Origin of the sequence: Paenibacillus luteus, assembly GCF_006542765.1 — a bacterium.
GTDB lineage: Bacteria > Bacillota > Bacilli > Paenibacillales > Paenibacillaceae > Pristimantibacillus > Pristimantibacillus luteus.
Genome location: NZ_SKCD01000009.1, coordinates 140624 through 153358, shown reverse-complemented (window position 1 = coordinate 153358; position 12735 = coordinate 140624). Strand labels below are relative to the sequence as shown.

The following is a 12735-nucleotide window of genomic DNA, read 5'->3' as shown; positions in this document are numbered from 1 at the left end:
CGAAGCGAGAAGATCATTCCGAAGAAACGAAGCGTACGCCTTTGTAGGCGGATTCTTACCGTAATGTCTAAGTCAATCCAAGAAAAAGGTTGCAACTGCGACCCTAAAGAATAATCTACACGCGCAACGACCAAAACGAGACACTTTAACTCAACTTATATAGCTTAAAATAGACTCTTTCGAGGATTTAAAATGAATGTTTATGAAGTAGGACTTCTAAGAAAACCTTAGATCATGCTTATAATGTAGTTTTTTTGCAAAAACCTAGGATAATGCTTACGAAGAAGGTTTTCTACGAAAACCTTGGAGGAGAGTGAATAACAATGAGATATATAGCTGGAGAATATGACGTTATTGTCATTGGAGCGGGGCATGCAGGCTGTGAGGCTGCGCTCGCTGCCGCCCGGATGAGCTGTGAGACGCTGCTGCTTACAATTAACCTTGATATGGTTGCGTTTATGCCATGTAACCCATCTATCGGAGGTCCTGCCAAAGGACATGTCGTGCGCGAGATTGATGCGCTGGGCGGAGAAATGGGCCGTAATATAGATAAGACCTTTATTCAGATGCGAATGCTTAATACGGGCAAAGGGCCGGCAGTTCATGCGCTTCGTGCTCAGGCCGACAAATTTGATTACCAACATCTGATGAAGAAAACCATTGAAGAAACGCCGCATTTGACGCTTCGTCAGGGGATGGCTGAAGAACTGATTGTTGAGGATGGCAAGTGCCTCGGAATCGTAACGAAAACAGGTGCGGAATACCGTGCTCGTACAACAATAGTGACAACAGGTACCTATTTGCGCGGGAAAATCATTATGGGCGAGCTCATGTATGAGAGCGGTCCGAACAACCAACAGCCTTCTGTCAGACTGTCCGCAAGCCTTAAGGAAAACGGTCTTGAGCTTGTTCGCTTCAAGACGGGTACGCCGCCGCGCGTTCATAAGGATACGATTGATTTCTCCAAAACCGAAATTCAGCCAGGCGACGATAAACCGAAGTTTTTCTCGCATGAGACAGAATCTTCAACAAACGAACAGCTACCATGCTGGTTGACTTATACTTCAGAGGCGACTCACAAAATTATTAATGATAATCTTCACCGCGCACCAATGTTCTCAGGAGCAATCGAGGGAACAGGTCCGCGTTATTGCCCATCCATCGAGGATAAAATTGTTCGTTTTGCTGATAAACCTAAACACCAGATTTTCTTGGAGCCTGAAGGTAAAAATACTTCGGAATATTATGTGCAAGGTCTCTCAACAAGCATGCCTGAGGATGTGCAATTAGGCATTTTACGTTCAATCCCAGGTTTGGAAAAAGTTGAAATGATGCGTAACGGCTATGCGATCGAGTATGATGCAGTCGTACCAACGCAACTATGGCCATCTTTGGAGACAAAAGTGATCGATAGCTTATTTACAGCGGGGCAAATTAACGGTACCTCTGGTTATGAAGAAGCTGCAGGTCAAGGTGTAATGGCTGGTATTAATGCGGCGCGCAAGGTTCAAGGGAAAGAACCGGTTATCATTGGGCGCTCGGAAGGCTACATTGGCGTCATGATTGATGACCTCGTGACGAAAGGAACGAATGATCCTTATCGCTTGCTTACTTCAAGAGCGGAATATCGCTTGCTGCTCCGCCATGACAATGCTGATTTGCGTCTGACTCCTACAGGCTATGAGATTGGTTTGATTTCGGAAGAACGATATAATAAATTTTTGAGTAAAAAAGAATTGGTTGAGCTTGATATCGAGCGGTTGCGCGGAACGAAAGTGAAGCCTGATCAAGTGAATGAAATGCTGATCGCTGCTGGAACTGCTCCTATGGAGCATGGTACGGATGCATTGTCCTTGCTTCGTCGTCCTGAAATCACTTATGCAATGCTAGAGACGGTTGTTCCTTCTGTTCCGGAAATGAAAGAGGAGATGAAGGAGCAAGTAGAAATTCAAATTAAATACGCTGGTTATATTGAGAAACAGCTGGTGCAGGTCGCACGTTTGAACAAGATGGAGAAAAAACGGATTCCAGATGACATTGATTATAATGAAGTTCGAAGCCTTGCTTCGGAAGCGAAGCAAAAGCTGTCTGTCATTCGTCCACTTTCGATTGGTCAAGCATCGCGTATTGCTGGTGTCACACCAGCAGATATTTCAATTCTCCTTGTTCACTTGGAGCACTACAACCGTGTAACGGCAGCGAGAGGTTCATAATATGGATGATACGTTGGTATGGTTTACGAAGAAAATGGAGGAAAGCGGAATACCGCTTTCTCCTGTTCAACTAGAGCAATTTGAGCAATACTATCGATTGCTTGTTGAGTGGAACGAAAAAATGAATTTAACAGGCATTACCGAACGGGATGCAGTTTATGAGAAACATTTTTATGATTCTGTTTCGTTATCCTTTTATACAGACTTGAACAGCGTGCGAAAGCTTGCCGATATTGGTTCAGGAGCGGGTTTCCCTAGTATTCCGCTTAAAATATGTTTCCCACATCTCCAAGTGATGATTGTTGATTCCTTAAATAAACGAATTCAATTTTTAACTCACTTGACGGAGCAGCTAGGCTTGGATCAGGTATCATGCTTGCATGGAAGAGCAGAGGACTTGGCTCAACACCCTCAGCACCGAGATCGGTATGATTTGGTTACTGCCAGGGCGGTTGCACGTTTAAATGTATTGAATGAATTTTGTTTGCCTTTCGTCAGAAAGGGCGGTCTCTTCGCAGCGATGAAAGGATCACAATCGGATGAAGAAGTTAGAGAAGCGTCTTTCAGTTTAAGAGAGCTGAAGGGAAAAATAAAGTCACAGCATCAGCTTTCTTTGCCAAACGAGCAATCTGAGCGTCATATTGTTTTAATAGAAAAACTTGAGGCGACTCCTCGGAAATATCCTAGAAAAGCGGGTACCCCGCTTAAGCAGCCCTTAGTATAATTCAAACGTGATGTTCCACGTGAAACATTTAAAAGTAACTCCATTGCAAATTCGTCACATCACAACAACAATTATTTATTCAAGCCTAGTGTCAAGCAGGAGATCGTTCAACGATAGTCGAATTATTAGGAATATGAAGAGACTGGACGGCGGCGTAAGAAAACAGGTTGCGTATGTCTTGGTCAACGTATGCTTTCAAAGAGCGGATTACTATATTCGTTTATAGTACGTATACGACTTCAATAACTATTCTTACGAGACTTCTTTTTTCTCGAAATTAAATGAACCTTGTTACGGATGTTCACCGTGAAGTTGATGATTATTACCTGTGAGAGGTTAAATCAACCTAAAATAATCCAATTGGCAATGAACCAATCTTACTGCTGAAGCGTATTTATTGCAAAAACCTTGTCATTACTTTTCAATAGAATAATAGTATGCATGGATATGAATCACGCATATTGGAGTTTTATGAGAAAACCATTTGCTTTATGGATTGATAAAGCAGATGGTTTCATTTGAAGTGATTAAAACAAGGTTTATCTCATGATCGGGTGGTAATTATTGATATGAAAGAACAATTTTCTCGATTGTTCGGCCTGTCCGAGCAGCGCATACCGCAAGAAGAAGTTCGGCAAATTCCTATTTCAGAAATCGATGCAAGCCCGTTTCAACCGCGTACGATTTTTGATGACGACCGAATAGAAGAATTATGTCAAACGATAAAAACACATGGAGTCATTCAACCCATCGTTGTTCGGATGCGTAATGGAAGATATGAGATTATAGCGGGAGAACGCCGTTGGCGTGCCGTTACTAAGCTTGGATATGATACTATACCTGGAATCGTTCGTGAATTTAATGATTCGCAAACGGCCTCCATCGCTTTGATCGAGAATCTTCAACGGGAAGGCCTTTCGGCTATTGAAGAAGCGATTGCTTATCAGAAGCTGATTGAACTTCATCAATTGACGCAAGAGAGCCTAGCTCAGCGTCTAGGGAAAAGTCAGTCTACCATCGCTAATAAATTGCGGTTATTAATGTTAAGTGATACGATTAAGATGGCGTTAATGGAACGCAAAATTACGGAGCGCCATGCAAGAGCGTTGTTGTCGCTTGATACTGAAGAGCTGCAGCATAAGGTGCTAGAAGAAATAATAACGAAGGATCTAAACGTCAAGCAGACTGAGGTTAGGATTGCTTTCTTAAAAGAATCCACGAAGCTCAAGAAAGCAAAACGGATCTCTTTCACGAAGGATGTTCGGTTGGCGCTGAATACCATTAGGCAATCGATCGAAATGGTATCCGGATCAGGACTTCAAATTAAAACGAATGAAAAGGATCATGATGATCATTACGAGATTGTCATTCAAATTCCTAAGAGATAGAAGGACATCAACTTAGATAAGATAGAAAAGCTCCAAAGGCAATTGTATTTTGTGCCGCCCTCACTGAGGGCGGCGATGCCATTTGTAGCAAAAAAAGTGTTTTCGATCGCAGTATTCATACGACGTATTATTTCTGGTGTGGTTGTAAAGCTACATATGATAAGAAACGTTTACAGTGATAATGTAAACATTCATACAAGTCAAAATAATTGCACATACAAAGTTGTACACATAGAGGTGAGCCGGTTTTGTCTAAGATAATTGCAATAGCCAATCAGAAGGGCGGTGTCGGAAAAACGACAACGTCTGTCAATTTAGCTGCTTGTTTAGCATCACTTGGAAAAAAAGTGTTGCTCGTTGATATTGATCCGCAAGGCAATACAACAAGTGGTTTAGGCATTAATAAAGGCGATGTAACCAATTGCATTTATGATGTCCTTATTAATGATGTGCATCCAAAGGATGCTATGTTTGAGACGAGAGTCCCAGGGCTGAAAATCATTCCTGCTACCATTCAATTGGCTGGAGCTGAGATTGAATTAGTTCCAACAATTTCCCGTGAGCTCCGTTTGAAAAAATCGTTGCAAATGGTTAAGGATGATTTTGACTATGTGCTAATTGATTGCCCGCCATCACTTGGCATATTGACAATCAACTCGCTAACGGCAGCTGATTCTGTTCTTATTCCTATTCAATGTGAATATTATGCGCTTGAAGGATTGAGCCAATTACTCAACACAGTTAGACTCGTGCAGAAGCATTTGAATACTTCGCTACAAATAGAAGGCGTTCTTCTGACCATGTTGGATGCAAGAACGAATTTAGGCATTCAAGTTATTGAAGAAGTTAAGAAGTACTTTCAACAAAAGGTATACCAGACAATCATACCGCGCAATGTTCGTTTAAGTGAGGCGCCTTCGCATGGCCAAGCGATTATTACCTATGATCCGCGTTCCAAAGGAGCAGAAGTGTATCTTGAACTAGCAAAGGAAGTGATTATGTATGAGCAAGCGGCTAGGTAGAGGGCTGGATGCGCTTATCCCATCGCTTTCTGTGAATGACGATGACAAAGTGATTGAAATTTCCTTGTCTCAATTGAGACCCAATCCATATCAGCCAAGAAAGACATTCGATGAGGATTCCATTAAAGAATTAGCCGAATCCATTAAGCAGCATGGCATCATTCAACCTATTATCGTTCGTACGGTCCTCAAAGGCTATGAAATCATAGCGGGCGAGCGTCGGTTCCGCGCATCGCAATTTTGTGGAAATGCAACGATTCCTGCCGTCGTAAGATCATTTTCAGATCAGCAGGTTATGGAAATTGCACTGATTGAAAATCTTCAGCGTGAAGATTTGAATGCCATTGAGGTGGCGATTGCTTATCAAGCGCTTATTGATAAATTTAAGCTTACGCAAGAAGAGCTGTCGATGAAGGTAGGCAAGTCGCGTTCGCACATTGCTAACTTTGTACGGTTACTTTCCTTGCCTGTTGATATTAAAGACAATGTTTCACGTGGAACAATATCAATGGGACACGCAAGAGCTTTGGTAGGCATCAAGGATGTTAAAATCCAAAAAGAACTAGCGGATTTGGTTGTTTCACAAGAGTGGAGCGTTAGGCAACTAGAGGAAGCTATTCAGAAGCTTGACTCCAAGCAACCTGATGATAAAGCCAAGCCAAACCAGAAAAAACGTGATCCATATATAGATCATCTAGAGGAGTCGTTGCGTGAACGATTCAAAACGACTGTGAAAATAAAACAACAAAAAGATAAAGGTAAAATTGAGCTTCAATACTATAGCAAGCAGGACCTGGAACGGTTGTTAGAGTTGCTTCAGTATATGGCATAAGTAATACCAAATCATGGCATACCTAAGTTGTAATCTTGCTTTTGAAAGATTAAACTAAGGTATGCCATTGTTGTGACCAAATGAGCGGAGAAGGTTGTGAAACAATTGACTGATAGTGAAAAAAAGGTGATTTATTTGGATCATGCGGCAACCTCCTGGCCGAAACCGCCAACCGTGACGGAAGCCGTTATTCATGCGATGATGCATGATGCAGCTAACCCAGGCCGAGGCAGTCATGCGATGGCTGTTCGCGCAAGTCGCGTTTTGTTTGAAACGCGAAAGCAGCTATCGAAACTATTTAATATAAAGAACCCGAATGATATCGCATTTACGTCTAATACTACGATGTCGTTAAATATGGCGATTAAAGGATTTCTTAAACCAGGAGATCATGTGATTGCGACTTCAGTTGAACATAATTCAGTAAGAAGGCCGCTATATTATTTAGAGCAAACAATTGGCATTGAGGTTACCTACGTAGAATCGGATGAAAAAGGGAATCTAAATATAGATGACGTATCGAAGGCCATTCGATCCAATACAACACTTGCCATTGTTAATCATAGCTCTAATCTGATGGGGACGATTATGCCAGTAGCGGAAATTGCGGAATTGACAAAGAAGCATGGCATAAAGCTGCTTGTAGATGCCGCCCAAAGCGCGGGCATAATCCCCGTGGATGTAAAAACGATGGGCATTGATATGTTGGCGTTTCCTGGTCATAAAGGCTTGCTCGGCCCACAGGGCACAGGCGGCCTGTACATCGATCCGAAGCTTGAATTGGTCCCTTTGCTTCATGGAGGAACGGGGAGTCAATCAGAGGTTCGTGAGCAGCCTATGGTAAGGCCTGATCGCTATGAGGCGGGTACACAGAATACACCAGGCTTGGCTGGTCTGAAAGCTGGCGTGCAGCATGTACTACATGAGACGGTCGAGAGCATTCATACGAAGGAATGGGCTTTGACGCAGCGAATGATTCAAGGATTACAGCCTTTAAAGGGGATTCAATTACTTGGTCCAGAGCTTGGGGAACCGAGGACGGGGATTGTCGCTTTTAATTTAGAAGGAGTAGATCCATCGGAGCTTTCTTTTATTTTGGATCAGCATTACCAAATTGCCATACGAGCAGGCTTTCATTGCACACCGCTCGCACATGCATGCGCAGGTACGTTAGAAACAGGAGCAATACGCGCAAGTGTAGGCATTTATACAACAGATGTAGACATTGACGCCTTTACGGAGGCTATAAAAGAAATATCGCTGAACTATGATGGGGCTTAGCAATGAATTGGGGGCGGATTAGCAACAATGGAAGACTGGACATCAAATCCGATGAATACTGTTACTGTAGGCATAACTTTACTCGTTATCATTTTATTTATATGGATTTCGATTGTGGGCAGGCGGCTGAAAAAGCTTAGAAAGCAATATACAGCGGTCATGGGGAACACAGGCATTACGAACATCGAAGAGGTTATTGTTGAATTGAAGGAAAGCCTTGCTGTACAGCAACAGGAAAACCAGCAAATAAAAGCACAGCTTGAAGAGGTGCAAAGAACGCTGCCAAAGCAAAAGGGGAGAGTAGGCGTAGTCCGCTACAATGCCTTTGCTGAGCAGGGTAGTGATTTGAGCTTCTCCATTGCAATCATCAATGATGACATGGATGGCGCTATTTTCTCAGGCATTCATAGCCGTGATAATACTTATGTGTATGCTAAGCCAGTGGAAAAAGGGGAATCAGCATATCCTCTTACACCAGAAGAACGCAAGGCGATTTTGGAAGCAAAATAAGAATGACATCACGTGTTATCGGAAGCAGCCGTTTGCTCAATAACACTCGTACCTAAATGAGCATGGTTTGCTATAGCCGTAAATAGGCTTAACGAAATAATATCGGACATTTTCACAACCAAATGCAATCGGGTATTTTGTAGTACAAAATACTCCATGAAGCCGCCAACATTAACTATGCCGGTAATATGAATATCTCCGACCGGGGGCAAATCTTTGTTGACGCCAGCACCGGGACGTACCGGGCCTACACCAACCTGGATGCTGCCCACACTGGCCACTTGACCAAGACAAGCATCAATGCCAACTACAAATGGCTTGTGGAATCGTCGGTTGATTTCCATAAGCGTGTCGTCCAGATTCATAGCATGAACCGGATTCTCTAGTGTACCGTATAAAGAAAAATGCGGGCTGCGGTATTTGGAGAGCGAGGTGCCGATAAGCGGTCCCAAGGCGTCCCCGGTAGAGCGGTCCGTTCCGATACAGACCACAACGATCGGTCGGTTCTCAGCCATTTCTTCAAGTAAATGCGTGAGACGATTGGCGACCATGCCAATCACGTTAGCGGTAGTGTAGGGTACCTTCAAAGGAGTCTCTTTCATAAATGGAAGCTTCATAGAATCCCTCCAATAATGCCGATATGCTTCTAGTATATGGTTAAGAGAACCATTTTATACGTCAGATAGTTTTGATATTTTCGGCTATGTTGGATAAGACTGCTGCTCTTGCAAATGAAACGGGGGTAAGGTTCATGTTAATCGCATTTGATTCAACCCAGCAGGCGCTGCGCGCAGAGATGCTGCTTGAGTATGCGGAGGTGGAGATTGATATATGCCCCACGCCAAAGGAAATTACAGCGGGCTGTGCGTTATCGATTCATTTCCCGGAAGAGAATTTGAATATGGTCAAAGAGGTCATTGAACAGGAACATGTAGAGATCAGAGGCATATTTAAACCGGTACAAATCGGGTATGAACAAATAGAGATATAGATCGCTTGGGGGATAGGATGAGGAGGAATGAACATGTCAATCACAGAAGTCTATAATCGTGTTGTGGGCTGGTTGACAGATAACGACGTATGGGAGTCATTTGGCAGATCCGCATTGCGAGTCATTATATTTTTGGTTGTAGGCCGACTCGTCGTATGGGTGATCCATAAAACCATTGATCGGGTCGTGCTTGAGAGGGAAGCGAAGCGAATGCCTTCTCATGCAAGAAGAATGACCACGGTTGGCAAGCTGATGAAAAATGTTACCTCCTATGTTGTGTACTTTATAACCATAATGCTCGTATTATCCGAATTTGGCATTAACTTGGGTCCGCTTTTGGCAGGAGCTGGTGTGCTGGGATTAGCAATCGGTTTTGGCGCTCAAAGCTTGGTGAAGGATATTATTACTGGATTTTTTATCGTGCTGGAGGATCAATTTGCCGTTGGAGATGTCATTCAGACTGGCCAATTTAAAGGGACGGTAGAAGTGATTGGGCTTCGTACGACCCGGGTGCAAAGCTGGACAGGGGAAGTTCATATCATTCCAAATGGGATGATCAATGAAGTCACCAATTTTTCCGTTAATAATACCGTTGCTGTAGTGGATATCTCGATAGCCCATGAGGAAGAAGTGGATCGGGCGTTAGAAGTAATTAGATATACGATGATCATGATGAAAGATGATAATCTGATTAATGCACCAGAGGTGCTGGGCATTCAAGCCATTGCTGCGACAGGGGTAACGATTCGCGTAATTGCGGAATGTAAGCCGAATACGCATCCAGTTGTAGCACGTAAAGTGAACATGGAGATCAAGAAAGCTCTGGACGCCAGCGGGATAGAGATTCCTTATCCGAGAATGGTTACGTATCAGCGCAATGAAAAGGGAGGCGTGAAAGATGGAGCGTAAGCAATTTGAGCTGGGTGACGTTGTTCAAATGAAAAAACAGCATCCTTGCGGCTCTAATGAGATGGAAATCATTCGAATGGGAATGGACATCCGCATTAAATGCGTTGGCTGCAAACACAGCGTGCTTATACCGAGAGCGAAGTTTGAGAAAAATATGAAGAAAGTACTTCGTTCAACAACAGCCGAAGGTGGCGCAGCAGAAATCTAAACTAATCTCTAATATAATTTTACCAATAAATACTTGCGTGAAGACAAGCCATATGTTATAATAATTTTTACATGCGGAGAGGTACCCAAGAGGCCCAAGGGGGCTGACTCGAAATCAGCTAGGCGGGTCAAACCGTGCGTGGGTTCGAATCCCACCTTCTCCGCCATTATATGTACATTCAACGATTCGATTGCCGAATCGTTTTTTTTATATTTCATGATGCAGCGGAATGGTGAAAGAGTAGTGAGAAGTTGAATATGTCTTCTTTATCGTATACGGAAACGTTATAATTTTATGAGAAATGCCAAATGTTTAACCTTATTAATCGTGCTCTAGGAGGCTGATCAGATGGGGACGCCAAAGCTGCCATTAACGGAGGCTGAACGAAAGACGCTCAGACAAGCCAAAATTAAGTTAGGGTCGATTGCGGCCTTCACGCCTGAGCAGCTAAGCATTAGCATCGAGACTTCGCTTGAAAGAGCGGCAATATTGCTTGCTTACGCAAAGTTTCAAGCTGTACCTTCAATAGGCCCAAGTTTGGCTAAAAATCTGATCGAACTTGGCTTTTATGACCTGTCTGATATTAAGAGCAGCGGTGAGAGCGGGGCACAGCTTGTGGAGCGCCTGGAGCGGCTGCACGGGGTTTGGATGGATCCCTGCGTTGAAGATGTGATGAGACTCGCCGTCCATCATGCCAACGAGCCTAGGAGCGATAAGCAGTGGTGGGACTTTACAACCGAGCGAAAAGCCTATCGGAAGCAGAATGGTTATCCAGAAGATCGCCCAAGCAAGGCCTGGCATACCTAAGGTATGAAACAAGAAGAGAGCTCGCGCGAGCTCTCTGTTTGTTTCATGTTCAAGGAGTTGGCAATTAGGTTATAAAATCGCCAGATTCCGCAGGCGCTGGATCAGCGTGTGGATATCGTTATGGCTAGTTACCCAAGCTGATCTAGTGGCCCATACGCTTCCATTTGCGCTCATGATTCGTGTTATCAGGAAAGCGTTCGCCTTTGTTGAGATGTACCTTTTTAGGATTTTGAATGCCCATGTGGAATGAGTTTACTCCATCTTCAATATATGTGCCGTCATTCGGAGCTTTGTCTCCAGCCGAGAACATGGTACCTTCACCCATTATGATCATCCTCCGATAAGTCAGTTTAGAACGGATAGATTCATTAGTTGCCTTGACCGTTCACTGCCGTAGTATTTGCAGCAAAGGGGAATTGCATAAGTAGCAGATAACGGTTATAACCCGATATATGGCGTAATGGACGGGATGAAGACTGCTGTGGAGTATTATTTTACTTGTCATAGGCTTATAAATTTGATATAGTGTAGAGATGCGAGCACAAGCTCGCTCCTTGCTCCATTTATGGGGCCGTTAGTCCAAGAGGAGGTGAAACAATATGCGCAAATATGAAGTAATGTACATCGTACGTCCAGACGTTGAGCAAGAAGCCTTGCAAGCGATCGTTGACAAATTCCATGGCATTATCTCCAACGGCGGAGAGGTCACTAAGCAAGATGTGAGCGGAAAACGTCGTCTTGCGTATGAAATCAACAAGCTTCGTGATGGTTATTTTATTTTGGTACATTTCAACGCAACGACTGAAGTTGTGAATGAACTTGACCGCATCATGAAGATTACGGATGAAGTTATCCGTTCGTTGATCGTCAGAGACGTCGCTTAATCCACGCTGGATTGTTCGATTGGGAGGTCAGAAACGATGTTGAACCGTGTTATACTAATTGGTAGATTGACGAGAGACCCAGAGCTTCGTTATACGCCTGCAGGCGTTGCAGTTACACAATTTACGTTAGCCGTAGACCGTCCGTTTACGAGCGGTGGACAAGGCGAGCGTGAAGCGGATTTCATTCCGGTTGTAACTTGGCGTCAACTGGCCGAGACTTGCGCCAACTACTTGCGCAAAGGCCGTCTAACAGCGGTTGAAGGTCGCATTCAAGTTCGGAATTACGAGAACAACGAAGGCAAACGCGTCTACGTGACGGAAGTTATCGCAGATAACGTTCGGTTCTTGGAATCCAACAAAGATGGCGGCGGTGGCTCGCGCGAAGAAGGCGGAAGCAGCTATAGCGGCGGTACAAGCACCGGCGGAGGTTCCTTCGGCGGAAATGCTTCCCAAAGCGGCGGTAACCGTCCATCTGGTAATAACTCACGTAACGACAGCCGTGATCCTTTCCAGGATGACGGACGCCCGATTGATATATCAGAGGATGATTTGCCATTTTGATCACGGAGTAGGTTCTACTTCGCGTATCAATGGAACGGTTATGCAGCCTTTATGGCGATATAAAGCTGCTGTGTAATTGTAAAATTTTCAACGATAAGGAGGATACCTATCATGGCTTTCAAGCAAAGAGATAACGGTGGCGACGAGCGTCCAGAACGTAAGTTCAGCGGACGTAAAGGCGGACGCAACAAGCGTCGGAAAGTATGTTTCTTCACTGTAAACAAAATCACTAAAATTGACTATAAAGATGTTGATTTGCTGAAAAAGTTTATCAGCGAACGCGGCAAAATCTTGCCACGTCGTGTGACTGGTACAAGCGCTAAATACCAACGCTTGCTTACTGTTGCAGTTAAACGTTCACGTCAAATCGCATTGCTTCCTTACACGACTGAATAGGTCGCTAAG

16 protein-coding genes and 1 tRNA gene are annotated in these 12735 nt (G+C 43.9%); 15 read left to right on the top strand and 2 right to left on the bottom strand.

The genetic code is table 11. The features are described 5' to 3' along the window. The first annotated feature begins 323 nt into the window (after positions 1-323). The 7 genes from mnmG to E0496_RS07065 all read left to right on the top strand — a co-directional run bounded on the left by mnmG (position 324) and on the right by E0496_RS07065 (position 7970). Complete coding sequence (mnmG, locus tag E0496_RS07095; protein ID WP_141500922.1) at positions 324-2213, top strand: tRNA uridine-5-carboxymethylaminomethyl(34) synthesis enzyme MnmG; 1890 nt, start codon at positions 324-326, stop codon at positions 2211-2213. Positions 2214-2247: 34 nt separating this feature from the next. Next, positions 2248-2937: a 16S rRNA (guanine(527)-N(7))-methyltransferase RsmG gene (rsmG, locus tag E0496_RS07090; RefSeq protein WP_421923390.1), complete on the top strand. Its 690-nt coding sequence runs from the start codon at positions 2248-2250 to the stop codon at positions 2935-2937. 569 nt (positions 2938-3506) lie between these two features. Next, positions 3507-4325, top strand: a complete 819-nt coding sequence (noc, locus tag E0496_RS07085; protein WP_139990919.1) for a nucleoid occlusion protein — start codon at positions 3507-3509, stop codon at positions 4323-4325. Between the two features lie 248 nt (positions 4326-4573). Next, entirely contained in the window at positions 4574-5347 is a 774-nt protein-coding gene (locus E0496_RS07080; protein ID WP_141500920.1) for a ParA family protein, read from the top strand. Continuing rightward, complete coding sequence (locus E0496_RS07075) at positions 5328-6179, top strand: ParB/RepB/Spo0J family partition protein (RefSeq protein WP_141500919.1); 852 nt, start codon at positions 5328-5330, stop codon at positions 6177-6179. Before E0496_RS07080 ends, E0496_RS07075 begins: the two co-directional genes overlap by 20 nt. 105 nt (positions 6180-6284) lie before the next feature. Beyond that, on the top strand, positions 6285-7460 hold the full coding sequence (locus E0496_RS07070) for an aminotransferase class V-fold PLP-dependent enzyme (protein WP_141500918.1): 1176 nt from the start codon (positions 6285-6287) through the stop codon (positions 7458-7460). 51 nt (positions 7461-7511) lie between these two features. After that, a complete protein-coding gene (locus E0496_RS07065; RefSeq protein WP_241674623.1) occupies positions 7512-7970 on the top strand; it encodes a DUF4446 family protein in 459 nt (152 codons plus the stop codon). A gap of 8 nt (positions 7971-7978) precedes the next feature. Here the strand turns inward: E0496_RS07065 and yyaC are convergent, their stop codons facing one another. Then, positions 7979-8587, bottom strand: a complete 609-nt coding sequence (gene yyaC / locus E0496_RS07060) for a spore protease YyaC (protein ID WP_139990851.1) — start codon at positions 8585-8587, stop codon at positions 7979-7981. 134 nt (positions 8588-8721) lie between these two features. Here yyaC and E0496_RS07055 point away from each other — a divergent pair, with 134 nt between their 5' ends. From E0496_RS07055 to E0496_RS07035, 5 genes are all read left to right on the top strand, one after another. Further along, the gene (locus E0496_RS07055) at positions 8722-8961 is read left to right on the top strand and encodes a putative Se/S carrier protein (RefSeq protein ID WP_141500916.1); all 240 of its coding nucleotides are present in this window, start codon (positions 8722-8724) and stop codon (positions 8959-8961) included. Between the two features lie 33 nt (positions 8962-8994). Further along, complete coding sequence (locus tag E0496_RS07050; protein ID WP_141500915.1) at positions 8995-9870, top strand: mechanosensitive ion channel family protein; 876 nt, start codon at positions 8995-8997, stop codon at positions 9868-9870. Next, positions 9860-10078, top strand: coding sequence for a DUF951 domain-containing protein (locus E0496_RS07045; protein ID WP_141500914.1), 219 nt, complete (start codon positions 9860-9862; stop codon positions 10076-10078). The genes E0496_RS07050 and E0496_RS07045 overlap by 11 nt, the downstream gene beginning before the upstream one ends. A 75-nt stretch (positions 10079-10153) precedes the next feature. Then, positions 10154-10244, top strand: a tRNA-Ser gene (locus tag E0496_RS07040). 182 nt (positions 10245-10426) lie between these two features. After that, on the top strand, positions 10427-10885 hold the full coding sequence (locus tag E0496_RS07035) for a helix-hairpin-helix domain-containing protein (RefSeq protein ID WP_141500913.1): 459 nt from the start codon (positions 10427-10429) through the stop codon (positions 10883-10885). A 142-nt stretch (positions 10886-11027) separates the two neighbouring features. Here E0496_RS07035 and E0496_RS07030 read toward each other — a convergent pair whose 3' ends face one another. Next, positions 11028-11210, bottom strand: coding sequence for a YjzC family protein (locus E0496_RS07030; protein WP_139990856.1), 183 nt, complete (start codon positions 11208-11210; stop codon positions 11028-11030). A 274-nt stretch (positions 11211-11484) separates the two neighbouring features. Between E0496_RS07030 and rpsF the strand changes: the two genes are divergently transcribed. The 3 genes from rpsF to rpsR all read left to right on the top strand — a co-directional run bounded on the left by rpsF (position 11485) and on the right by rpsR (position 12726). Beyond that, positions 11485-11769: a 30S ribosomal protein S6 gene (gene rpsF, locus E0496_RS07025; RefSeq protein ID WP_139990857.1), complete on the top strand. Its 285-nt coding sequence runs from the start codon at positions 11485-11487 to the stop codon at positions 11767-11769. Between the two features lie 36 nt (positions 11770-11805). After that, positions 11806-12330 carry a single-stranded DNA-binding protein gene (gene ssb / locus E0496_RS07020; RefSeq protein ID WP_139990858.1) on the top strand — a complete coding sequence of 175 codons (525 nt, stop codon included), beginning with the start codon at positions 11806-11808 and terminating at the stop codon, positions 12328-12330. 111 nt (positions 12331-12441) lie between these two features. Beyond that, positions 12442-12726, top strand: a complete 285-nt coding sequence (rpsR, locus tag E0496_RS07015) for a 30S ribosomal protein S18 (RefSeq protein WP_139990859.1) — start codon at positions 12442-12444, stop codon at positions 12724-12726. The last annotated feature ends 9 nt before the right edge of the window (positions 12727-12735 follow it).

Excerpts from the sequence above, each read along its gene's own strand:
- mnmG (WP_141500922.1), top strand. The coding sequence starts at position 324 with ATGAGATATATAGCTGGAGAATATGACGTTATTGTCATTGGAGCGGGG.
- rsmG (WP_421923390.1), top strand. The coding sequence starts at position 2,248 with ATGGAGGAAAGCGGAATACCGCTTTCTCCTGTTCAACTAGAGCAATTT.
- noc (WP_139990919.1), top strand. The coding sequence starts at position 3,507 with ATGAAAGAACAATTTTCTCGATTGTTCGGCCTGTCCGAGCAGCGCATA.
- E0496_RS07075 (WP_141500919.1), top strand. The coding sequence starts at position 5,328 with ATGAGCAAGCGGCTAGGTAGAGGGCTGGATGCGCTTATCCCATCGCTT.
- E0496_RS07065 (WP_241674623.1), top strand. The coding sequence starts at position 7,512 with ATGAATACTGTTACTGTAGGCATAACTTTACTCGTTATCATTTTATTT.
- yyaC (WP_139990851.1), bottom strand. The coding sequence starts at position 8,587 with ATGAAGCTTCCATTTATGAAAGAGACTCCTTTGAAGGTACCCTACACT.
- E0496_RS07055 (WP_141500916.1), top strand. The coding sequence starts at position 8,722 with ATGTTAATCGCATTTGATTCAACCCAGCAGGCGCTGCGCGCAGAGATG.
- E0496_RS07050 (WP_141500915.1), top strand. The coding sequence starts at position 8,995 with ATGTCAATCACAGAAGTCTATAATCGTGTTGTGGGCTGGTTGACAGAT.
- E0496_RS07045 (WP_141500914.1), top strand. The coding sequence starts at position 9,860 with ATGGAGCGTAAGCAATTTGAGCTGGGTGACGTTGTTCAAATGAAAAAA.
- E0496_RS07035 (WP_141500913.1), top strand. The coding sequence starts at position 10,427 with ATGGGGACGCCAAAGCTGCCATTAACGGAGGCTGAACGAAAGACGCTC.
- E0496_RS07030 (WP_139990856.1), bottom strand. The coding sequence starts at position 11,210 with ATGGGTGAAGGTACCATGTTCTCGGCTGGAGACAAAGCTCCGAATGAC.
- rpsF (WP_139990857.1), top strand. The coding sequence starts at position 11,485 with ATGCGCAAATATGAAGTAATGTACATCGTACGTCCAGACGTTGAGCAA.
- ssb (WP_139990858.1), top strand. The coding sequence starts at position 11,806 with ATGTTGAACCGTGTTATACTAATTGGTAGATTGACGAGAGACCCAGAG.
- rpsR (WP_139990859.1), top strand. The coding sequence starts at position 12,442 with ATGGCTTTCAAGCAAAGAGATAACGGTGGCGACGAGCGTCCAGAACGT.